The sequence below is a fragment of the Prevotella dentalis DSM 3688 genome (assembly GCF_000242335.1).
Lineage (GTDB): Bacteria > Bacteroidota > Bacteroidia > Bacteroidales > Bacteroidaceae > Prevotella > Prevotella seregens.
Genome location: NC_019968.1, coordinates 36132 through 59846, shown reverse-complemented (window position 1 = coordinate 59846; position 23715 = coordinate 36132). Strand labels below are relative to the sequence as shown.

The 23715-nt window shown below is 58.9% G+C and carries 12 protein-coding genes; 8 read left to right on the top strand and 4 right to left on the bottom strand.

All coding sequences use genetic code 11. The annotated features are described in order from the left end of the window. Positions 1–1049 precede the first annotated feature (1049 nt). The 6 genes from PREDE_RS07620 to PREDE_RS07595 all read left to right on the top strand — a co-directional run bounded on the left by PREDE_RS07620 (position 1050) and on the right by PREDE_RS07595 (position 15203). Complete coding sequence (locus tag PREDE_RS07620) at positions 1050–2561, top strand: glutamine synthetase family protein (RefSeq protein ID WP_015310332.1); 1512 nt, start codon at positions 1050–1052, stop codon at positions 2559–2561. A gap of 151 nt (positions 2562–2712) precedes the next feature. Beyond that, positions 2713–8262: an alpha-2-macroglobulin family protein gene (locus PREDE_RS07615; RefSeq protein ID WP_005846175.1), complete on the top strand. Its 5550-nt coding sequence runs from the start codon at positions 2713–2715 to the stop codon at positions 8260–8262. Positions 8263–8264: 2 nt separating this feature from the next. Continuing rightward, positions 8265–9338 (top strand): DUF1573 domain-containing protein, encoded by a 1074-nt coding sequence (locus tag PREDE_RS07610; RefSeq protein WP_005846174.1) that lies wholly within the window; start codon positions 8265–8267, stop codon positions 9336–9338. A 27-nt stretch (positions 9339–9365) separates the two neighbouring features. Beyond that, positions 9366–10226: a 4-hydroxy-3-methylbut-2-enyl diphosphate reductase gene (locus PREDE_RS07605; protein WP_005846172.1), complete on the top strand. Its 861-nt coding sequence runs from the start codon at positions 9366–9368 to the stop codon at positions 10224–10226. A 159-nt stretch (positions 10227–10385) separates the two neighbouring features. Then, positions 10386–12974 (top strand): ATP-dependent chaperone ClpB, encoded by a 2589-nt coding sequence (gene clpB, locus PREDE_RS07600; RefSeq protein WP_005846170.1) that lies wholly within the window; start codon positions 10386–10388, stop codon positions 12972–12974. 213 nt (positions 12975–13187) lie between these two features. Beyond that, positions 13188–15203 carry an OPT family oligopeptide transporter gene (locus PREDE_RS07595; protein ID WP_005846168.1) on the top strand — a complete coding sequence of 672 codons (2016 nt, stop codon included), beginning with the start codon at positions 13188–13190 and terminating at the stop codon, positions 15201–15203. 579 nt (positions 15204–15782) lie between these two features. Here the strand turns inward: PREDE_RS07595 and PREDE_RS07590 are convergent. From PREDE_RS07590 to nagB, 4 genes are read right to left on the bottom strand one after another with little or no spacing between them, the layout of a single operon-like run. After that, entirely contained in the window at positions 15783–16214 is a 432-nt protein-coding gene (locus PREDE_RS07590; protein WP_005846162.1) for a GxxExxY protein, read from the bottom strand. Positions 16215–16250: 36 nt separating this feature from the next. Then, the gene (locus tag PREDE_RS07585; protein ID WP_005846160.1) at positions 16251–19007 is read right to left on the bottom strand and encodes a 3'-5' exonuclease; all 2757 of its coding nucleotides are present in this window, start codon (positions 19005–19007) and stop codon (positions 16251–16253) included. A 41-nt stretch (positions 19008–19048) separates the two neighbouring features. Beyond that, on the bottom strand, positions 19049–21013 hold the full coding sequence (locus tag PREDE_RS07580; protein ID WP_005846159.1) for a glycoside hydrolase family 97 protein: 1965 nt from the start codon (positions 21011–21013) through the stop codon (positions 19049–19051). 12 nt (positions 21014–21025) lie between these two features. Then, complete coding sequence (nagB, locus tag PREDE_RS07575) at positions 21026–21817, bottom strand: glucosamine-6-phosphate deaminase (RefSeq protein WP_015310331.1); 792 nt, start codon at positions 21815–21817, stop codon at positions 21026–21028. Between the two features lie 368 nt (positions 21818–22185). Between nagB and PREDE_RS07570 the strand changes: the two genes are divergently transcribed. After that, positions 22186–22335 (top strand): hypothetical protein, encoded by a 150-nt coding sequence (locus PREDE_RS07570; protein WP_154648469.1) that lies wholly within the window; start codon positions 22186–22188, stop codon positions 22333–22335. Positions 22336–22406: 71 nt separating this feature from the next. After that, entirely contained in the window at positions 22407–23654 is a 1248-nt protein-coding gene (gene hflX, locus PREDE_RS07565; RefSeq protein ID WP_005846154.1) for a GTPase HflX, read from the top strand. Positions 23655–23715 lie beyond the last annotated feature (61 nt).

The following is a 23715-nucleotide window of genomic DNA, read 5'->3' as shown; positions in this document are numbered from 1 at the left end:
CGCATGGGTTCAAAAGACAACGACGTGTCGCATGGGTTCAAAAGACAACGACGTGTCGCATGGGTTCAAAAGACAACGACAAACAACCATAAACAACGCTGCGCCACGGTCATGTTGTTGTTATCTGTTGTTCCCAGTTGTCTTTGCCAACCCACTAATGACAGTTGTATGAATGGACACGCACGGGGTGCCGGCCATCCCTTTATGCAGACAAGGTAACTACAATACTCTCAATATCGTGTTTTTATAATATCTCTTTTTGCGCGGGCTGTGTCGTGAGACACGGCCCGCGATTCTTTTAGACAGAACAACAGATGGGGACATATAGCTGCGCGATGGAAAGGGGCACACCGATTCCATACGTGGCGTTCTCCCGCAGATTCCACGCGTGGTATTTTCTCACAGATTGCACAGATTTCACAGATGCTGCGCGATGAATGTGCATACGAGGTTTTCGGACTCCGTGCCGCCCCGCACGCCAAAACCACACTAAACCCCTATGCCATTCCAACGCGCAGCATCTGTGAAATCTGTGCAATCTGTGAGAAAATACCACGCATGGAATCCGCGGCCCCCCTTTCCACCGCGCAGCTATATGTTCAAATATGTTGTTCTGTCTAAAACCCCAACACGCAGCCATATTTCAATATGTTGTTCAGTCTAAAAAAGCCGCGCAAGACTGCACCCATGCAAGCCGTCCAAGGTGACCGAAAAGCTGGAGAGAACTTATAATTTGTCGCGGAAACCGATTTTTTGCTGTGGAAACAGCAGTTTTTTCAATATGTTGATTCGTATTTTAAAGAAAAACACTATATTTGCAACGAACAATACAACCAAGACAACAAGACCGTACAACCAAGACAACAAGACAAAAACAAGCAAACCAATAGATTATAAATTTTGAGTTAATTACTGTTTTTCGAGGAGCACGCCCGGGATGGGTAGGCTCCTTTTTTATGTTTTATGGGGTATTGTTTGGGGCTTTCTCCTTTTTATATTATATTTGTCGCCGTAAACCGAAACAACAGACCCTATTAAAAAAAGACCTTATGAACAACGAACAACTCATGATGAATGCCAACCCCATCGTAGCCGCTCTGGGCAAGGCCCCCTCGGAATTCACCCGCGAAGACATCATCGACTATGTGACGAAAAACAATATCCGCCTCGTCAATTTCATGTATCCGGGCGGAGACGGGCGGCTCAAGACGCTCAACTTCATCGTTTCTGACCTGGCCTACCTGCGCACCATCCTTACCTGCGGCGAGCGCGTGGACGGGTCGAGCCTGTTCAGCTTCATCCAGGCCGCCAGTTCCGACCTCTATGTGCTGCCCCGCTTCGCCACCGCCTTTCTCGATCCTTTCAGCGAGACGCCCACACTGTGCATGCTTTGCTCCTTCTTCGACAAGGACGGGAACCCTTTAGGCTCGGCACCGGAACACACGCTGCGCAAGGCCTTGGACCGGTTCAAAGCCAAGACCGGCATGGACTTCGAGGCCATGGGCGAGCTGGAATACTACGTCATCAAGCCGGCCGAGAGTCTGTTTCCCGGACAAGACCAGCACGGCTACCACGAAAGCGCCCCGTATGCCAAGATGGGTGCTTTCCGCCAGAGGTGCATGCAGTACATCGCCCAGGCCGGAGGACACATCAAATACGGACACACGGAGGTGGGATGCTTCGAGCAGGACGGCATGCTCTATGAGCAAAACGAGATAGAATTCCTGCCCGTACCGGCCATACACGCCGCCGACGAGCTGGTGATTGCCAAGTGGGTGATACGCAACCTGGCATGGCAGGAGGGGCTCAACGTAACTTTCGCCCCGAAAATCACCACGGGCAAGGCCGGGTCGGGCCTGCACATCCACATGCGACTGATGAAAGACGGCCGGAACATGCTCGTGAACAACGGGCAGCTCACCGACACCACACGCAAGGCCATTGCCGGACTCATGGAGCTGGCCCCCAGCCTCACAGCCTTTGGCAACAAGATTCCCACCTCCTACTTCAGGCTGGTGCCGCATCAGGAAGCGCCCACCAACGTCTGCTGGGGCATGAGCAACCGCAGCGTGCTCGTGCGCATTCCGCTGGGCTGGACCTCGGGCCACGACATGAGCCGGGCGGCCAACCCGATGGAGCAGGAGGTGCCGATGGAACAAAGGGGCAGCGAGAAACAGACCTTTGAGATTCGATCAGGCGACGGGTCGGCCGACGTGTACCAGTATCTGGCCGCACTCTGCACGGCCTGCCGCCACGGATTCGAGATGGACAACGCCCTCGAGGTGGCCGAGCGAACCTTTGCCGACGGCGACATCCACGACAGCAGCCGTGCCGAACACGCCACCAATATGGCGCAATTGCCCGACAGTTGCGCCGAATCGGCCGACTGTTTAGCCCGTCAACGCAGCGTCTTTGAGGCGGAAAACATCTTCGATTGCGGCATGATCGACGGTATCATTGCCCAGCTGCGCAGCTACAACGACCGCACGCTGCGGCGCGACATCGAGGGCGACGTGCTCAAAGTGGCCCAACTCGTAAAATGCTATTACAACTGCGGGTGAACCGACACCGCCCCTACATTCGACACAAAGCCGCCGGCACGCCCACCCAGCATGCCGGCGGCTTTGTGTTAGCGTCTTTTAAAAAAAGGCATCGGAGCGGAACGTTTTCGATATTATTGCTTATCTTTGTGACATTAAACGAAAGAGACGTATGAAGAAAACCGTGTTCCTCCTTGCCTTGTTGCTGGTTTCGGCAGCCATCAATGCAGACAGTTTTACCTCGTTTTGGAAAAAAGTGGCAGATGCCCGGCAGCGGGATTTGCCCAAGACCGAAATGCAATGGCTTGCCAAAATCATTGACAAGGCCGAACGGGAACAGGCCTACGGCCAGCTGCTGAAAGCACAATTCATGCTGGCCGCCGCGCAGACACAGATTTCGCCCGACTCGATCGAGCCCGCGATTGCCCGGCTGGAGCGGAAACAGCAGCAGGTGAAAGACCCTGTGGCCCAGGCCATCTATGCTTCGGCGCTGGGCAGCCTGTACCGGCAAAAGGACGGCGCTGGGGACACAGCCAAGAGCAAGGCATGGTATGCCCGCTCCATGGCCTCGCCCCAACTGCTGGCGCAACACAAAAGCGCGGAATACGAACCGGCCCTCATCCAGGGAATGGACAGTAAGATGTTCTACGACGACCTGCTCCACGTCATCGGCTTTGAGGCCGAGGCGTATGGGACGCTGCACGACTACTATCGGAGCGTGGGCAACCGGGCGGCAGCCTGCATCTGCGCCTACTACCAGCTGGAGCAGGAGCGCGAGCAGGATACCCAGCTGGCCCGCAAGTCGAAATACCTGCAGCGCGTGGACTCGCTCATCGGCGAGTATGCCGACTTGCGCGAGGCCGGCGAACTGGCCATCGAGCACTACAACATTATTTCTCAAGCCACCGACGCCACCGCAGAGGACCGCGTGAACTACATCAACTACGCCTTGAGCCGATGGGGAGCATGGCCGCGGACCAACATTTTGCGCAACGCACTGAGCGACCTGCAACAGCCGATGTTCAACATCAACATCGGCGACTACATGATGTTGCCCAACGTGGAACGGAAAGTGCTCGTTAATTCCATCCGCAACATCAACGAACTCAACGTCAACATTTTCAGGCTGAACGTACACGGCAACACACAACTTGACCCGTCGGTCAAGGAAGACTATGCCAAATTGCAGAAGCTGCTCTTCCCCGGTGTGCTGCAAACCATTACCCGACGCTACATCGGCCAGCCGGCATGGAAAGAGAACACCGACTCGCTGGTGCTGGAAGGACTGCCCGTGGGCGTGTACCTCATGGAGGCCACGACCGACAACGGCAGCATTGAGCCCCAGCGGGCCCTGCTGCGTGTGAGCGACCTATACGTGATGCAGGAAACCCTGCCCGAAAAGCACGTGCGGTATGTGGTGGTGAACGCCACCACGGGCAAGCCTGTGCCGGGAGCTCACATCCGACTGACCACGGAGAGCCGCTACGACAACGAGAAAGCGCAGACCGTCACGCTCGTGACCGACAAGAACGGCGAGGCCGACCATGCCTATGACAAGAACAGTCCCGACCTGGTGTATCCCTATACCGACAACGACAAGGCTTGCGGCGAGTTCAGCCAGGACAACTATTACCGCCACTGGGACTACAAGAGCAGCGGACTAAGCATTCGGCTCTATACCGACCGTGCCCTCTACCGCCCCGGCCAGAGCGTACACGCGGCAGCCATCGTCTATCGGAAAGACGACACACTGCTGAAGGCAGAGGCCATGGAGGGCAAGCAGCTGACCTTCACCCTCTACGATGCCAACCACAAAAGTGTAGCTACCAAAACTGTCCGGACTGATGCCTACGGCACGGCATCGACCGACTTCTCCCTGCCCCAGTCCGGGCTGACCGGACGCTTCTCTGTCCGCGCCGAGACAGAAAACGTCAGGAGCTGGAATACCGGGTTCCAGGTGGAGCAGTACAAGCGTCCCACGTTCCAAGTGGAGTTCGACAAGTACCAGCAAACCTACCAGCCGGGCGACACCGTACGCGTGCGTGGCGTGGCCAAGACCTATGCCGGTGTGCCCGTGCAGCAGGCCAAGGTGCGCTACACGGTGGGCCGCCGCAGCCGATTCCTGTGGTGGAGGGGCGGCGGCAATGACACGCCGCAGTTATATACCGACTCTACCATGACAGCCGACGACGGCTCATTCATGGTGAAGATGCCGATGCTGTTCCCCGACAAGGCCGACACAAGCCATCCCGTCTACTATCAGGTGACGGCCAGCGCCCAGGTAACCGACCGCACGGGCGAGAGCCACGAGGCAGACTTCTCGCTGCCGCTGAGCAACCGCACCACCATGCTCGCCTGCGACCTGCCCGGCAAGGCGATACGCGACAGTCTGAAAACGCTCACCTTTACACGCCGGAACATCGCCGGCGAAACCATCAGCGGCACCGTGCGCTACCATTTCGGCAACGAGGATTGGAAGACCGCGCCGGCCAATCAGCCCATAGCTCTGGACGGGGCCCTGGCATCCGGCCGCCATCTGCTCACCGCCATCTGCGAGGGCGACACCGTCAGCCAGAGCATCATTGTCTTCTCCATGGCCGACAAAAAGCCCGTCGTCCAGACCCACGACTGGTACTACGTGTCGGCCAACCGCTTCCCCAATGACGGCAAGCCCGTCTATCTGCAGGTGGGATCGTCGGATGAAGACACACATATTTATTATACGGTGTTCGCCGGCAAAAAGATATTGGCCAAGGGGTCCAAGGTGCTCAGCAACGAGATTCACACCCAGAAGCTGACCTACAAGCCCGAATACGGCGACGGGCTCACCGTGAGCATGGCCTGGGTAAGGTGCGGCAAGCTCTACCACCACCAGACCACCATCAGCCGTCCCCTGCCCGACCAAAAGCTGAAACTGGCATGGAAGACTTTCCGCAACAAGCTCACCCCCGGCCAGAAAGAGGAGTGGACGCTGCAGATTCTCACGCCCGACGACAAGCCCGCCCAGGCACAACTGATGGCCACACTCTACGACAAGAGTCTGGATGCCATCAGCAAGCATGGCTGGAATTTCAGTCTGGACTATGCGCTTGCCAACGTATCGTCGCCTTGGCGGGGGGGCAGCAACTCGGCTATCGGCCTGTATGGGTTCCAAGACCACAAGTCGCTGGCCGAGCGTGAACTGGAACTTAGCCACTTTGACGACGAGATGTTCTACTTCGTCCACCCCGCCGCCATCAGTTATCTGGGGGCAGTGCCAATGATGGAGGAGAGCTCGAACTTGAGGATTCGCGGTACACGAGCCTTGAGTGAAAGCAAGGTCAATATGGCTGTCGGAGCGCTCGACGCGAAAGGTTCCGCAAGAAGTCGAAAGGTGGAGAACAAGGTGTTTGACAGTGTGGAACAGTTGCCTGCCGCCATGGCACGTGACGCGCGACCCACGAGGGACAAGGGCGACGCGCAACTGCGGGAGAACCTCAACGAGACGGCATTCTTCTACCCTGCACTGACGACCGACGGGCAAGGCCAGGTGGCCATCAGGTTCACCCTGCCCGAGAGTGTCACCACCTGGCGTTTCATGGGATTGGCCCACGACCGCACCATTCACTATGGCCAGATAGAAGCCGAAGCCGTAGCCCAGAAGACGGTGATGGTACAGCCCAACCTGCCACGCTTCATCCGCATGGGCGACAAGACACAGCTCTGTACCCGGCTTTCCAACACATCGGACAAGCGTGTAAGCGGAACGGTGCGGCTGCAATTCCTGAATCCCGAGAACGAGAACGTCATCTGCGAATGGAGCAAGCCTTTCTCCCTGGAGGCAGACAAGACCGGCAGCATTGGCTTTGACGTCAACGCTTCGCAGCTCTCCTCCTTGTCCAAGGGCAGCAACCTGTTCATCGTGCGCATCATGGCCGACGGCAAGGGATTCGGCGATGGCGAGCAGCACTACCTGCCTCTGCTACCCAATCAGGAGTATGTCACCACCACGGTGCCCTTCACCCAGAACGGGGCGGGCACCAAGCACATCGACCTTGCCCGGCTCTTCCCCGCAGGAAACAAGGATGGCAAACTGACCGTGGAATACACCAACAATCCGGCATGGCTGGCCATCCAAGCCCTGCCCACGGTCGCCACCCCCTACGACCGCAACGCTATCTCGCTGGCCTCGGCCATCTATGCCAACAGCATTGCCCGCCACATCATGAGCCACATGCCCGGCATGGCCAATACCATCCGGCTGTGGCAACAGGAAACGGGCGGCGAAACCTCGCTGATGAGCAGCCTGCAAAAGAATGAAGAGCTGAAGAATCTCGTCCTCTCCGAGACGCCTTGGGTGGGTGAAGCCGAGCGGGAAACCGACCAAAAGCAGCAACTTGCCACCTATCTCGACGAGTCTGCCATCGGCTACAGACTGTCCACTTTCACCAACAAACTCCAGAGCCTGCAGAATCCTGACGGCTCGTTCAGCTGGTGGCCGGGCATGCGCGGCAGCACCTACATGACCATGGCCGTAGTCAAGATACTGGCTCGTCTGAACAGCATGACAGCCCTGCAGAGCGACGCATACGCCATGATGGACAAGGCTTTCGGATTCCTCGACCGGCGCATGGCCGAGGAAGTGGCCGACCTGAAAAAGCAGGAGAAGAAAGGCACCAAGCATCTTGCTCCCAGCGAGACGGCATGCAACTATCTATATGCCAAAGCACTGACGGGACGCAAGGAGACTCACGACGACGCCTATCTGATTGGATTGTTGGAAAAGATGCCCGCCGACCTGACCATTTACGGCAAGGCCGGCACCGCCGTCATCCTTGCTCAATACGGACGAATGCAGAAAGCCCGTGAGGCTTTGCAGAGCATCAACGAATACTCCGTCTATAAGGAGGAGATGGGGCGCTACTTCGACACGCGAAAAGCCCGCTACAGCTGGTGCGACTATCGCATTCCCACGCAGGTGGCCGCCATCGAGGCCATGAAACGACTGAACACCGACCAAAAGACCATCGGGGAAATGCAACGCTGGCTGTTGCAGGAGAAGCGCACCACGAGTTGGAACACGCCGCTGAACGCCACCGATGCCGTATATGCCTTCCTCACGGACAACGACGGCAAGATGGAGTTGGGCAAACTGGCCGGCGGCGAGCCCGCCGTCCTCAAGCTCGACGGCAGGGCCATGCAGTTACCCAAGGCAACGGCCGGCCTGGGCTATGTCAAAACGACCGTGCAGCCCGTCAAAGCCACCACGTTCAGTGCCGAGAAGACCACAGAGGGAACCTCTTGGGGAGCCTTGTACGCCCAGTTCTGGCAGAAGTCCACCGACGTACAGAAAGCGTCGGCCGGGCTTGCCATCAAGCGGGAAATCCTACAGGCCGACGGCAAGAGCAAGGCCAACTCGTTCAAAGTAGGCGACAAAGTAAGGGTGCGCATCACCATCACGGCCGACCGCGACTACGACTTCGTACAGGTGCAGGACAAGCGAGCCGCCTGCCTGGAGCCCGTGGAGCAGATTAGTGGTTACCGAGGAGGTTACTACTGTGCACCGCAGGACAATGTGACCAACTACTATTTCGACCGGCTGGCCAAGGGACGGCATGTTGTCGAAACCGAATATTACATAGACCGCGAGGGCGACTTCACCAGCGGCATCTGCACGGCCCAGTGCGCCTACAGCCCTGAATATTCTGCCCGCGAAGCCGCTCAACGATTCTCCGTCAAATAGCAATGAAGAGAAAACAGATACTTACCGCCCTTCTGGCTTTGGCCATCATGCAGGGCCATGCCCAAAAGATAACCACCGAGAACACGGTCATCGACTGTGGACAGGTAGTGTTCCGTCAACCCATCACTGCCCAGTTCGAGATGAAGAACAGCGGCAACAAGCCTCTCCTCATCACGGATGTGCGCACCAGCTGCGGCTGCACCACCGTCTCCTATCCCCGCGAAGCCATCCCCGGTGGGCAGACTTTCACCGTGAATGCCGTGTACGATGCCCGACAGATGGGACACTTCGACAAGCAGATTGGGCTGTACAGCAATGCCGGCGGCCAGCCCATGGTGCTCTCTGTCAGGGGTGTCGTGGTGGCCAATATCAAAGACTTTGACGGACAATACCCCTATACGCTGGGGACGCTGATGGTAGATACCACTGACATTGAGTTCGACGACGTGAACCGTGGCGACCGCCCTTATCACAAGATTCATATTAAAAATGTGGGCCGGGAGACGGCGCAACCCGTCATCATGCACCTGCCCGGCTACCTCAAGGCCAGCGTGTCGCCCACGCGCATTGCCCCCGGACACAGCGGCGTGGCCACCATCATGCTCGATTCCCGCCGTCTGCGCGATCTCGGCCTCACCCAGACCTCTGTCTACTTAGGGGCCTTTCTGGGCGACAAGGTGACTCCCGACAAAGAGATAACCGTCTCCACCGTGCTGTTGCCGGGCTTTGAAAGCATGAACGAACAGCAGCGGGCCCAAGCTCCCAAGATGCGCCTATCGGCAGGAAGTCTGGATTTGGGCGAGTTCAAAGGAAAGGCTCGAAAGCGGGGAACCCTCGAAATCACCAACGAAGGACAGTCCACGCTCATCATCCGTTCACTGCAAATGTCTGCGGCCGGGCTTCGCGTCTCACTCAACAAGACCCAGATTGAACCGGGCGCATCGGCCCGCCTCAAGGTCGTCGCTACGGCCAAAGACTTGAAAACGGCCCGCTCCAAGCCCCGCATACTGATGATTACGAACGACCCGGAGAATACAAAGGTAGTGATTAACATCAATGTTTCAGGAAAGAGCTGACCCCATCACAGCTCTTTCCATAAGAATATGAACGTACAAATAGAGATAGACGGAGGCAGTGGCTTTTGCTTCGGCGTGACCACTGCCATCAAGAAGGCAGAAGAAGAACTGGCTGCCGGCAAGAAGCTGTATTGTCTGGGTGACATCGTGCACAACGGCATGGAGGTGGACCGGCTCCATTCCAACGGGCTCATCACCATCAACCACGACCAGCTGCGTGAGTTGCACGATGTGAAAGTATTGCTGCGCGCCCACGGCGAACCGCCCGAAACCTACGAACTGGCACGACGCAACAACATAGAAATTATTGATGCCACCTGCCCCGTTGTGCTGGCCCTGCAAAGCCGCATCAAGAAACAGTTCACCAACAATCCCCAAGCCCAAATCGTCATCTTCGGCAAAAACGGGCACGCAGAGGTGCTGGGGCTGGTCGGGCAGACACAATCCAAAGCCATCGTCGTGGAACGGGTCGAGGACGTGAAACGGCTCGACTTCGGCCGTGACATCTACCTATACTCGCAGACCACCAAGAGTCTCGACGAGTTTCACCGCATCATCGACTACATTCAGCAGCACATCTCCCCCAAAGCTAAGTTCAGGAGCTTCGACACCATCTGCCGGCAGGTGGCCAACCGCATGCCCAACATTGCCGAGTTTGCCACCAAGCACGACCTCATCCTCTTCGTGAGCGGACGAAAGAGCAGCAATGGCAAGGTACTCTTCAAGGAGTGTCTGAGTGTCAATCCCAACAGTTACCAGATAGAAAGTGCCGACGAGATCAACTTCGACTGGCTGCAAAACGTGCATACCATTGGCATCTGCGGAGCCACAAGCACGCCAAAATGGCTGATGGAAGAATGTCGCGACGCCATATTGCAGCACAAGTAGAAACTACTTGGTTCTTAAGGACATATCCTCTACTCTACCCTTTCCGGACTGTTTTCCTTGACGAAGCATCTCTGCCACATTGTCACCCGTGGAGGGTTAGGCACAACCTTTGACCAACAGACAGCAGAAATATCAAAACATCAACGAAAGGAGTTTATCATGACATTCGACAAATTCACCATCAAAGCCCAGGAGGCGGTGCAGGAAGCAGTGAACTCTGCCCAGCAGGCTCACCAGCAGGCCATCGAGCCGGTGCACCTCCTGCAGGGCATTTTGCAGAAAGGCCGCGACGTCGCCAACTTCGTTTTCCAGAAGCTGGGAGTCAACGGCACACAGATAGAAAACCTCGTGCAGCAGGAGCTCCTGCATCTGCCACGGGTAGAAGGCGGACAGCCTTACTTCTCCAACGAGACCAATCAAGTGCTGCAGCGTGCACAGGACAATGCACAGCAAATGGGCGACGAGTTCGTGTCCATTGAGCCTATTCTGCTCGCCCTGCTGCAAGTGGGCTCCACAGCCAGCCGCATTCTCAAAGACGCCGGCTGCAACGAGCACGACGCACAGCAAGCCGTCCAAGAACTGCGCCAAGGGCAGAAAGTGCAGAGCCAGAGCGGCGACGAGAATTTCCAGGCCCTCTCCAAGTATGCCAAAAACCTTGTGGAGGATGCCCGCAGGGGCAAACTCGACCCGGTGATTGGCCGCGACGAGGAGATTCGCCGTGTGCTGCAAATCCTTTCGCGGCGTACCAAGAACAACCCTATCCTGATAGGTGAGCCCGGCACGGGCAAGACGGCCATCGTCGAAGGGCTTGCAGAACGCATCGTGCGCGGCGACGTGCCCGAGAACCTGAAGAACAAACAGCTCTTTTCGCTCGACATGGGTGCACTGGTGGCCGGTGCCAAATACAAGGGCGAGTTCGAGGAACGGCTCAAAAGTGTCATCAAAGAGGTGACGCATGCCGAGGGCAACATCATTCTCTTCATCGACGAAATCCATACGCTGGTGGGTGCCGGCGGAGGCGAGGGAGCCATGGACGCAGCCAACATCCTGAAGCCTGCACTGGCCCGCGGCGAGCTGAGGGCCATCGGCGCCACCACGCTCAACGAGTATCAGAAATACTTTGAGAAAGACAAGGCCTTAGAGCGACGCTTCCAGACCGTCATGGTGGACGAGCCCGACGAGCTGGATGCCATCTCCATCCTGCGTGGACTGAAAGAGCGTTACGAGAACCACCACAAGGTGCGCATCCAGGATGACGCCTGTATCGCCGCCGTGAAGCTTTCCGAGCGTTACATCTCCGACCGGTTCCTGCCCGACAAAGCCATCGACCTGATGGATGAGGCCGCTGCCAAGCTACGCATGGAACGAGACTCGGTGCCCGAAGAGCTCGACGAGATTACCCGTAGGCTGAAACAGTTGGAGATTGAGCGCGAGGCCATCAAGCGCGAAAACGACGAGGCCAAGATACAGCAGCTCGACAAGGACATTGCCGAACTGAAAGAGCAAGAGTGGCAGTTCCGTGCCAAATGGGAGGCTGAGAAAGGACTGGTAAACAAGATTCAGCAAAACAAACAAGAGATAGAATCGCTCAAGTTTGAGGCTGAGCGGGCCGAGCGGGAAGGCAACTACGGACGTGTGGCCGAGATACGCTACGGCAAACTCAAACAGCTACAGGACGACATCGACCATATCCAACAGCAGCTCAAAGCCACCCAAGGCGGCGAGGGCATGGTGCGCGAAGAGGTGACTGCCGACGACATTGCCGAGGTGGTGAGCCGCTGGACGGGCATCCCCGTGACCCGCATGATGCAGAGCGAACGCGAAAAACTGCTCCATCTGGAGGAAGAACTGCACCGCCGGGTCATCGGACAGGACGAGGCCATTCAAGCCGTGGCCGATGCCGTGCGCCGCAGCCGCGCCGGACTGCAGGATCCCAAGAAGCCCATCGCCTCGTTCATCTTCCTCGGTACCACCGGCACGGGCAAGACCGAGCTGGCCAAGACACTGGCCGACTATCTGTTCAACGACGAGAACATGATGACCCGTATCGACATGAGTGAGTACCAGGAGAAGTTCAGTGTCTCGCGGCTCATCGGTGCGCCCCCGGGCTATGTGGGCTACGACGAGGGTGGACAGCTCACCGAGGCGGTGCGCCGCAAGCCCTACAGCGTGGTGCTTTTCGACGAGATAGAGAAGGCACACCCCGACGTGTTCAACATTCTGCTGCAGGTGCTCGACGACGGCCGGCTCACCGACAACAAGGGACGCACGGTGAATTTCAAGAACACCATCATCATCATGACCTCCAATCTGGGCAGCCAGTACATCCAGGAGCGCTTTGCCGAGCTCACCGATGCCAACCGCAATACGGTCATCGCCGACACGCGCCAAAAGGTGATGGAGATGCTCAAGAAGACCATCCGTCCGGAGTTTCTCAACCGCATCGACGACATCATCATGTTCCTGCCGCTCACCCGAAAGGAGATTGCCCAGGTGGTGACGCTGCAGATGCAGCACGTGCAGCACATGCTCGAACCGCAAGGCTTCAGCATCGTGTGGACCCCTGCCGCCATCGACTGGCTGGCCGGCGTGGGCTACGACCCCGAGTTTGGTGCCCGTCCCGTGAAGCGTGCCATTCAGGAGTACGTGCTCAACAACCTCTCCAAGCGCATTCTTGCCGAGGAGGTGACACGCGACAAGCCCATCACCGTGGATGCCAACGGCGCGGGGCTGGTGTTCAGGAACTGACAAGCTCTTGCGAGGAGTTAGGGAGTTAAGGAGTTAGGGAGTTAGGGAGTTAGGGAGTTAGGGAGTTAAGACATTTGTCTGCTGCGGAAAACAACCAGGCAGCATTCGTCTTAACTCCCTAACTCCCTAACTCCTCTTTTTACTCTTTTGCCTTTCTGCTCTTTTACTTTTTTATTACCTTTGCAGCCAAATCAACAACCAACCAGCAAACCCATGAATGAAAAAGAAAAAGAGGCGGTGCAGCTGCCCGACAACGCATTTCGAGAGTTAAGAGCGGGCGAAACGTATGAGCCCGTCATGAAATCTACGCAACAATATCCCGAAGTCAATGCCTGGTCAGTGACGTGGGGCATCCTCATGGCCATCGTCTTCTCGGCCGCAGCCGCCTATCTGGGGCTGAAGGTGGGACAGGTATTCGAGGCCGCCATCCCCATTGCCATCATTGCCGTAGGCGTGTCCACGGCCACCAAGCGCCGCCATGCACTGGGCGAGAACGTCATCATCCAGAGCATCGGAGCCTGTTCGGGCGTCATCGTGGCCGGTGCCATCTTCACCCTGCCCGCCCTCTACATCATCCAGGCCAAGTATCCCGACGTGACGGTGAGCTTCATCCAGGTGTTCCTCTCCTCGCTTCTGGGCGGCGTGCTGGGCATCCTGTTCCTCATTCCTTTTCGCAAGTTCTTCGTCAAAGACCAGCATGGCAAGTATCCCTTCCCCGAAGCCACGGCCACCACGCAGGTGCTCGTCTCGGGCGAGAAAGGCGGCTCACAGGCCAAGCCCCTGCTCATGGCCGGTATCATCGGCGGTCTGTACGACTTCTGTGTGGCCACTTTCGGCACCTGGGCCGAGGCATTCTCCACGCGTGCCATCCCTCTCGGTGCCGCCGTGGCCGACAAAGCCAAGCTGGTGTTCAGCATCAACACCTCGGCCGCCGTGCTCGGCCTTGGGTTCATCATCGGCCTGAAGTATGCCGCCATCATCTGTGCTGGGTCGGCCTTGGTGTGGTTTGTCATCGTGCCGCTGCTTCCTTTGCTGGGCGATGCCACGCTGCAGGCCCTCAACCCCACTTTTGATCTCGCAGCCGCGGGCAGTGTGGCAGACATGGCACCCGAATCCATCTTCAAGACCTTTGCCCGCCACATCGGCATCGGCGGCATTGCCATGGCCGGCCTCATCGGCATCGTGAAGCAGTGGGGCATCATCCGCGGCGCCATCGGCCTGGCTGGACGCGAACTGCGCGGGGCGACCGACACTGATGGTGCAGTGGTTCGCACGCAACGCGACATTCCCATGAAAATCATCGCCGTGGGCGTCATCATGGCCATTGCCGCCACATTTGTCTTCTTCTATGCCGGCGTGGTGCAGTTCAATCTGCTGCATGCCGTGGTGGGCATTCTCGTCATTGGCATCATCGCCTTCCTTTTCACCACCGTGGCGGCCAACGCCATCGCCATCGTAGGAACCAACCCTGTGTCGGGCATGACGCTCATGACGCTCATCCTGGCCAGCGTCATCATGGTGGCCGTAGGGCTGCGCGGGTCGGCCGGCATGGTGGCCGCCTTGGTCATGGGTGGCGTGGTGTGCACGGCCCTCTCCACGGCCGGCGGTTTCATCACCGACCTGAAGATTGGCTATTGGCTCGGCACCACGCCGGCCAAGCAGGAGACTTGGAAGTTTCTCGGCATCCTCGTCAGCGCAGCCACCGTGGGTGGCGTGATGATTATTCTGAACAAGACCTACGGCTTTGTGGGCGACCACGCCCTCGTGGCACCCCAAGCCAACGCCATGGCCGCCGTCATCGAGCCGCTCATGTCGGGTGCCGGCGCCCCCTGGTGGCTCTACGGCTGCGGCGCGTTGCTGGCCTTGACGATCAACTTTCTGGGCATCCCGGCCCTGGCTTTTGCCTTAGGCATGTTCATCCCCATGGAGCTCAACGCCCCGCTGCTCGTGGGCGGAGCCGTCAACTGGTGGGTCACCACACGCTCACGCGACGCGCAGGTGAACAGCGCACGCGGCGAGAAAGGCACGCTCCTGGCCAGCGGCTTCATCGCCGGCGGCGCACTGATGGGCGTGGTGAGCGCCCTGCTCAAGTTTGGCGGTATGGACTGCAGTCTGCCCGCAAGTTGGACCGAAAGCAGCTGGGCCAGACTCTGTTCGCTGGCCGTCTACCTCGTGCTCATTCTCTATTTCGTGCGTGCCACGAGGAGCACGACCAAGGATCGCGCCTGAAAAATTCGGGAAACAACCATTTCCTGCGGGAAATGTTCTCATGCCATTGTCTTGAGCACATTTCCCGTGGGAAATCTTCACTTCCCGTCGTCTCGGACAAATTTCCCGCGGGAAATCTTCATTTCCCATCGTCTTGAACAAATTTCCTGCGGGAAATCTTCGCTTTCCGTCGTCTTGAACGAATTTCTCACGGGAAATGTTTACTTCCCAAACAAAACTCGTGAAAATATAGAAGCTGACGGCTACAACCGTCCATACTATTCCGTATTGCCCCGAAAACCTTTTAAATGACTTCGTCTTAGGGTTTGGTTTTAAAGACAACGATAACAACGGGAAACAACTTTTGCGCGTTGTTTCAGGTTGTTTTTAGTTGTCTTTAAACACGAACTGGAGGGAATATAAAAGACAACGATAACAACGGGAAACAACTTTTGCGCGTTGTTTCAGGTTGTTTTTAGTTGTCTTTAAACACGAACTGAAAGGAATATAAAAGACAACGATAACAACGGGAAACAACTTTAGTTCGTTGTTTCAGATTGTTATTAGTTGTCTTTTTCACCAATGCAGGCCCTTGGTGCTTTACCTTAACTGACGGAAAGGACGACCCTTGATGGTCAGAATCTGTCGTGTAGCCTTGTCGTACAGGTACCGCTCCACGTAGGCTTGCTCGGGAGAGAAGTTGACAAGTATGCCGCACGGCTTGCCCAAGAGCCGCATATAGTTGAACAACTGCGCCCGATGGGCATTCGTCAGTTCGTTCACGGCCTTGCACTCCACGATGATTAGGCTCTTGCAAAGAAAGTCTATGCGGTATTCGGCTTTCAGAGGCCGACCGTGATAGAGAGGGTGAAATCCCAATTCGCGCACGTAAGGGATGCCCGCTTCATCCAGTTGCATCATCAGCCCCTCCTGATAACAATACTCGTTCAAGCCGGGGCCGAGTTCATGGTGCACGTCGAAGATGGCACGCATCACATCGTAAATACAAGCCGTGTAGAAAGTTATATCCATCACTCCGGGCAATTTTCACAAGACGTTTGACAGGGACTATTCCTTGAACATTCCGCGCACCGACCCCATGAAACGGGAGAGACGCTGGGGCTTCAGGTCGCGCCCCACCTGCCGCTGGCGGCTGTAGGCGATGAAAAGGCGGCGGCGCGCACGCGACATGGCCACGTAGAGCTTGCGGGCATCCTCGGCCAGCTGAGCAGGGTTGCCCTCGCTGTAATAGTTGGGAATGCGGCCATCCACCACGTCGAACACGATTACATTGTCAAATTCCAGCCCCTTGGCCTTGTGAATGGTGGTGACGAAAAGGTGGTCGGCAATGGTTGTGGAGCCACAGAGGTCGGCCTCCTTGAAGGTGTTCATTTCCATGATGTGGCGGTCGAGCTGCTCTTTCAGGGAGGGTTCGCGCGAAGCGTCGATGATGTCGTCGGCCAGAAACCGCAGGATATAGTCCAGCTTTTTCACCTCGGGGCACCATCCCTGCCGACGCAGAGCGTCGTAAAACCGCTGCAGCTCGGCCACCACGGCGGGTGCCGCGGCATCCCTGCCGGCGGCCGTGTTGTCGCCGCCCGGCATGTCCTGCCCCTCACTTGCAGCATCGTCCGGCCGCCGGTAGAGCCTACTCCGGGCATCCTTGAACAGCCCGCCATAGTTTCGGCGCAGCAGCCGGATGCGCTCCTGCACGCCCGGCCGGGCCAGATACTCCTGCTGACTGTCCACCATTTCCTGCGCCCGCCGGCGGCAATAGCCCAGCAGCGACACCGTGGCGTGCACGTCGGCATCGGCCAGATGCGAGTTCTCGCCCTCCAGTTGCAGTTCGCGCAGCAGCATCTTCAGCTTGAAAGCCTTGAGGTCGGGACGCAGCAGACGGATGAGCCGCAGCGAGTCCAAGCACACGGGATGCTCACGCTGCCAGTCGGCCGCGGGCAGATAGCGGCGCAGGTTGTAGTCCATAATGCGGTAGTCGTACTCGGCATTATGGCCCACCAGCACGTCGTTTCCCACAAAGTCGAGAAACCGCTGCAGGGCTTCGGCATGCCCGCAGAGCGTCTGGTGCCGCCGCTCCTCGATGATGGGGTTCACGATGTCGCCCAGCATCCGCGGTATGTCGCGGCCGGTCTCGATGTGCACCGAGAAGCGGGCCACGGTCTTTCCCTGCCTGATGCGCTCGGCGGCAATCTGCACAATGTCGTCCTCGAACACGTTGAGCCCCGTGGTCTCGGTGTCGAACACCACGAGGTCGCCCCCGTCGTAGAGGCGCACAAACTCCTGCACGCAGGTCGTGCCTTCGTAGTCCAGCAGGTCGGTGGGCGAAATGGCCCGAGCCTCGAGCTGGTGCACAAACTGGCGTGCCGAAGCATTCGTCTGGCACACCATCATTCCTTTCATCAGCCGCGACCAGGCCAGGAAGTTGCGGTCGTTGGCCAGCACGCTGAGGTGGGCCAGCAACAGCTTCACCTCGGGCGTGGCAAAGAGGTCGGTTCCCGACACCTTAAAGTGGCTCATGCCCTCCTGCTCCAGTCGCTGGCTCACGGTGTCGGCATCGTTGTTCGAGGACACAATGACAGCCGTGGTCTCCTCGTCGTGCCCCGCTGCCAGCGTACGGGCCAGGCGTGCCACGTCGTCGTATTCGGTCTCCAGCGTGTCACTGCCCACCAGCTGCAGCTCATGGCTCGCGGCCGCACCGCCGCCTTGCGGACGGGGCAGCAGGTCGGGGTCGGAGCCCAGCTCATTCGTGGCATAGGCATTGAGCAGGTCTACGAGGTATTTGGGCGACCGATGGTTCACGCCAAGATGGTGGATGTGGCCCGTGCAACGCGTCTTGAGCAGCTCCAGCGTCTGCAGCTTGGCCCCCATGAACGAGAAGATGGCCTGCTGCTCGTCGCCCAAATACATCACCGTGGGCCCGTCGCCAGTCTGCGTGCCGTCCGTCAGCTCGTCGACAATGGCCAGTTGCAGCAGGTTCAGGTCCTGCACCTCGTCCACCTGCACCCACGGATAGCGGCGGTATGCCCCGCCCGCGCGCAGGGCGGCATAGGTGTAGAGCAGCAGGTCCTCAAAGTCAATCAGGTTGTTCTGCCGCTTGTAGGCCGTGTAGGCATGGGCGTAGCGCATCTTCAGCAACGTCTGCCGGGCCGTGGGGCGCAGGGCTCCGTCGAAAGCGTCGGCCTCCACCAAGTCGCGGTAGAAGTCGTTGTGCTCGTAGATGTCGGCCATGGCTTCGGCCGTGAACGGCCGGTCCTGCAGCCGACAGATGGTGCGCATCACGGCAATGTCGTCGCGTGTGGCACACTCCGGGTGCAGGCGCAGCGGCTTGGGAATGCCCAGTTCCAGCTCGATCATGAGGTGGGCAAAGAACATCACCTGACTGTAATAACGCCGCCGCCGGCCGTCGGTGAGCACGCGTTCCTCCATTTCGTTCATGTACATGGCGATGATGCTCACCGTGGTGTCGTCGTCGATGACGGCGCTTTCGGCCGGCACCAGCCCGTTCTCGAAGAGGAAACGCGAGCAGTAACGGTGCACGTTGCCCACGAAGATGTCGGCTGCCGCCTCGCCGTCCACGTGGTCGCAAATGCGATCGCGCATGCCCCGGGCGGCGCGGTTGGTAAACGTCAGGCAGAGCATGTCGCCGTAGGCCACGCCGCCGGCGTGCGCCCGTCGGATGCGTTCGGCCAGTATCTGCGTCTTGCCACAGCCCGGCGGGGCCAGCACCAGATGGCGGCCTGTCTGCGTGTCGATGATGCGTTGCTGGGTGTCGTCGGGCGTCCACCCGGCTGCGGCAGGGTCTTGCATGGCTGGAAAAGGCTTTGTTTTTGAAAGATACGGCGGCGCGCTCACTCCATGAGCACCACCCCGCCCATGGGCTGCAGCGTCACTTTGGCCTTGCCGTCCTTGCCCACCTTGAGTTGCCGCAGCTCGGGTTCAGGCCACAGCCGGCCTTTCTTCAGCGGCTTGTCGATGTAGCACGCCACCGTTCGGCCAGCCAGCATGGGCAGGTCGAGGGTAAGCGTGCGCGGCGCGGAGGTGCCGTTGAGGCCGCCCACATACCATTTTCCTCCCGACCGGCGGGCCACAACGGCATACTTCGTGGGGTAGCCGTCGACAAAACGCGTTTCTTCCCAGGTGGTGGGAATGCGGCGCAGGTAGTCCTTCACCGGTGCTGGCAGCGTGTCTGCAACGCCCGGCGTCACCTCCACGCAGTTGACACTGCACTGGTTGGTAATGGCCGTCGCCATTTCAAACACGTCGCTTGTGAAGCGCGGATGGCGGCTGCGGTTGTCCTTGCTCATCATGCGGTTCATGATAATGCCGCCCCAATCGAAGCTGCCCACGGCGTTGCGGGCAAAGGGGTGCATCGTCATGTCGTAGCCCTCGCGCCGTGCCGCCTCCTCGGTGAAGAACACATTCTCGGAAGCCAGGGCCGCCTCGGAGCCCACGAAGTTGGGATACATGCGCTCCCAACCGCGTGGAAGCGTGCAGCCGTGGAAGATAACCTGCAGGCCGTAGTCGTTGGCATCGCTCAGAATGTCCTCGTAGAGTTGCATGGTCTGCTGCTTGTCGCCGGCGAAGAAGTCCACCTTGATGCCTTTCACGCCAATCTTTTGCAGCCACGTCATCTCGCGCTTGCGGTCCACGGCGCGGTTCATGATACCGCGCGGGCCCTGAGGCGCGTCGTTCTCGAAGCCGTTAGAGTTGTACCACAGCATCAGGTCCACGCCCTTGGAGCGGGCATAACGCACAAGTTCCTCGATGCGGTCGCGGCCAATCTGCGTGTCCCACCAGTTGTCCACCAGCACATACTCGTAGCCCATGTCGGCCGCCGTGTCGACAAAGCGCACCTGGTCTTCGTAGTTGATGCTCTGGTCCTGCCAGATGAGCCAGCTCCAGGTGTAGCGGCCGGGACGGTAGTCGGCCCGGGCCTCATACTGGGGCTGCACCACGTCGTAGGGGATGGTGGTCTCCACGATGGGGGCCAGCGTCGTGCCCACGGTGAGCGTGCGCCACGGCGTGCTGCCGGGCAGAGCGATGGCGGCCCAGGGCGTTCCGTTGCCGTTCATCTCGCCCTCCTGCGGGTAGGCCACGGTGTAGCCGCTGCCGGGAACGTACTCGCCCAGCCGGCTGCCCACGTACTCGCCCGTCACGCCGGTCTCCGACACGAGCGCCCAGCCGTCGCCACCCACGCGGAAGAGGCAGGGATAGGTGTAGCCCACGCCGTACTGCGACTTGCGGTCCATCGGTGCATCCGACGAGAACACCTCCTCGTAGCTCGGCTTCGTGCGCTCCCAGCCCGTCATGGGCTGTATCTGCGGCGAGAGAAACGTGGTGGTCTGGGCGGGAAAATTGTAGGCGCTGGCCTCACCGTAGACCACGGCACACTTGGGGTTGCCGCGCTTGGGGCGGGGCAGCAGGTAGCGGAAGGCCACGTCGTTGTCCGAGACATAGAATTCCACATCCATCTGCATCCCGTCGCCATTGGCAAAGGAAAAGACGGCCTTGCGCGCCGCCTTGTCCACGGCGGAGCACTTGGTGCGCGTCATGCTGTAGCGTGTCTGCACGCTGCCCTCCACGATTTCGCCCATGGTGAGCCCTTGGGTGAAGTCGGCATAGTTGGTCTTCAGGCCCAGGGCCGACGCGAGCAGCATGGGCCGGCCGCCATAGTCCACACGATAGGTGGGGCGGCCGCCCTCGTCGGCCACGGTCACCACGAGGCGGCCGTCGGGCGAGGTGACGGCCCGTTCGGCTCCCCAAGCCGGCATTGCGGCCAGGAGCACAAGGGATGAAAGCAATGATTTGTACATCTTCTTAATGGGTTACAGGTTTTCTTTCTCTATGTCCTTGAAATAGCGGTAGGTACCCACCTTCAGCTCGTCGCAGGCTGCCTCGTCGGCCACGATGATGCCGTGGCGATGCTGTTGCAGGGCCGAGATGGTCCAAGCCTGGGTCACGGGGCCCTCGACGGCGGCCTGCAGGGCGCGCGCCTTGTGGTGGCCGTTGACCAGAATCATCACTTCACGGGCATCCATCACCGTGCCCACGCCCACGGTGAGCGCGCGCCGGGGCACCTTGTTCACGTCGCCCCCGAAGAATCGGCTGTTGGCAATGATGGTGTCGGTGGTGAGCGTCTTCACGCGGGTGCGGCTGCCCAGCGACGAGAAAGGCTCGTTGAAGGCGATGTGACCGTCGGGCCCAATGCCGCCGATGAAGAGGTCTATGCCCCCTGCCTCGCCCATAAGCCGCTCGTAGCGGGCGCACTCGGCCTCCGGGTCGGGAGCGTTGCCGTTGAGGATGTGGACGTTTTCGGGGGCGATGTCGATGTGGTCGAAGAGGTTGCGTGCCATGAAGCTGTGGTAGCTTTCGGGGTGGCTCTCGGCCAGTCCCACGTACTCGTCCATGTTGAAAGTCACCACGTGGGCGAAGCTCACGCGGCCCTCACGGTGGGCCTTCACCAGGGCGGCATACATGCCCTCGGGCGAGCTGCCCGTGGGCAGACCCAGCACAAAGGGGCGTTCGGCCGTGGGGCGGAAACGGTTGATACTGGTGATCACATGCTCGGCAGCCCACTGCGAGAGGCTGTCATAATTGGATTCGATGATGAGTCTCATGATGTTTTTAGCGTTAATGATGCTTGCAAATTTAGCAAAAAACGGCGAATCTCCCAAGCCGCAGCCCGCCAAATTGGCCCCGCGGCCTGGCGGCCTCCCTGCCGGCACGCCGCCAAGGCCCTGCGACAACGCCGCAAACGCCGCGCGATTGCGCCGCAGCGGCCGCGCGAAAACGGTGTAATCGCGCGACCGTTACACCGTAAAGCTCAAGCCGTTACGACCCCATCGAAAAACGGCTGGCCGGCCCCCGCCCCACTCCGGCCGGCCGGCGGCACCTGCACGGGCCCTTAAACGCGAAAACGCCCGGACGTCACGTCCAGGCGTTTTCTACTTCTTGAATGTTTCAGCAATTTGTTTTTTATGTAGTTATGATTTTAGAAATCTATGGAATGCTGCGTTGTTTTGATGATGCAAAGTTAGGGATTAAATTGATTGAAGTCAAAAACGGGCCTTTCTTTTTCCCGAAAAACTACGCAAACGTTTACGAAAAAGAAACGCCGGATTTGCCCGATGCGTGAAAAAAAGTGGGCGGCCGGAGCCGATTGTCCCATCTTTTCTGTACCTTTGCACCTATATAACCATCTCAGAAATGAAGGAATTTGTAATCTCTGAAGTCAAGGCCGAGACCGCCGTCCTCGTGGGACTCATCACCCCCGGACAGGACGAGGCCAAGACAAAAGAATATCTGGACGAGCTGGAATTCCTGGCCGACACGGCCGGCGCCGTCACCGTGAGGCGGTTCACACAGCGCGTGGGCGGGCCCAGCGCCGTGACCTACGTGGGCAAGGGCAAGCTCGAGGAAATCCGGCAATACATCAAAGACGAGGAGGAGAACGAGCGCGAGGTGGGCATGGTCATCTTCGACGACGAGCTTTCGGCCAAGCAAATGCGCAACATAGAGAACGCCTTGCAGGTGAAAATACTCGACCGCACGTCGCTCATCCTCGACATTTTCGCCATGCGGGCCCAGACGGCCAACGCCAAGACGCAGGTGGAGCTGGCCCAATACCGCTACATGCTGCCCCGCTTGCAGCGGCTCTGGACCCACCTGGAACGCCAGGGCGGCGGCTCGGGATCGGGTGGCGGCAAGGGTTCCGTGGGCCTGCGCGGCCCGGGCGAGACCCAGCTGGAGATGGATCGCCGCATCATCCTCCAGCGCATCACCCTGCTGAAGCAGCGGCTCGTGGAGATAGACCGGCAGAAGACCACCCAACGCAAGAACCGCGGACGGCTCATCCGCGTGGCTCTCGTGGGCTATACCAACGTGGGCAAGTCCACCATCATGAACCTGATGGCCAAGAGCGAGGTGTTTGCCGAGGACAAACTCTTTGCCACGCTCGACACCACGGTGCGCAAGGTGGTGGTGGAGAACCTGCCGTTCCTGCTGGCCGACACCGTGGGCTTCATCCGCAAGCTGCCCACCGACCTGGTCGACTCGTTCAAATCCACGCTCGACGAGGTGCGCGAGGCCGACCTGCTGCTCCACGTGGTCGACATTTCGCACCCCGACTTCGAGGAGCAAATCGAGGTGGTGAACCAGACGCTGAAAGAGCTGGACTGCGCCGAGAAGCCCACCATGATGGTCTTCAACAAGACCGACAAATACCGATGGGTGGACAAGGAGCCCGACGACCTCACGCCCGAGACCCGCGAAAACGTGACGCTCGACGAGCTGCGACGCACGTGGATGGCCCGGCTCGAGGACAACTGCCTCTTTATCTCGGCCAAGCAAAAGGACAACGTGGACGAGTTCCGCAACACGCTCTACCGCCGTGTGCGCGAGCTGCACGTGCAGAAATATCCCTACAACGACTTCCTCTACCCGGTGGAAGATTAGCCTCCCCCTTGCCCCTCCCATGGGATAGGGAGGGCCATGCGGCGGAGCCGCACCGTGCCTG

Coding starts and splice junctions, on each gene's coding strand:
- PREDE_RS07615 (WP_005846175.1), top strand. CDS start 2,713: ATGAAGAAAACCGTGTTCCTCCTTGCCTTGTTGCTGGTTTCGGCAGCC.
- hflX (WP_005846154.1), top strand. CDS start 22,407: ATGAAGGAATTTGTAATCTCTGAAGTCAAGGCCGAGACCGCCGTCCTC.
- clpB (WP_005846170.1), top strand. CDS start 10,386: ATGACATTCGACAAATTCACCATCAAAGCCCAGGAGGCGGTGCAGGAA.
- PREDE_RS07570 (WP_154648469.1), top strand. CDS start 22,186: ATGATTTTAGAAATCTATGGAATGCTGCGTTGTTTTGATGATGCAAAG.
- PREDE_RS07605 (WP_005846172.1), top strand. CDS start 9,366: ATGAACGTACAAATAGAGATAGACGGAGGCAGTGGCTTTTGCTTCGGC.
- PREDE_RS07580 (WP_005846159.1), bottom strand. CDS start 21,013: ATGTACAAATCATTGCTTTCATCCCTTGTGCTCCTGGCCGCAATGCCG.
- PREDE_RS07595 (WP_005846168.1), top strand. CDS start 13,188: ATGAATGAAAAAGAAAAAGAGGCGGTGCAGCTGCCCGACAACGCATTT.
- PREDE_RS07585 (WP_005846160.1), bottom strand. CDS start 19,007: ATGCAAGACCCTGCCGCAGCCGGGTGGACGCCCGACGACACCCAGCAA.
- nagB (WP_015310331.1), bottom strand. CDS start 21,817: ATGAGACTCATCATCGAATCCAATTATGACAGCCTCTCGCAGTGGGCT.
- PREDE_RS07590 (WP_005846162.1), bottom strand. CDS start 16,214: ATGGATATAACTTTCTACACGGCTTGTATTTACGATGTGATGCGTGCC.
- PREDE_RS07610 (WP_005846174.1), top strand. CDS start 8,265: ATGAAGAGAAAACAGATACTTACCGCCCTTCTGGCTTTGGCCATCATG.
- PREDE_RS07620 (WP_015310332.1), top strand. CDS start 1,050: ATGAACAACGAACAACTCATGATGAATGCCAACCCCATCGTAGCCGCT.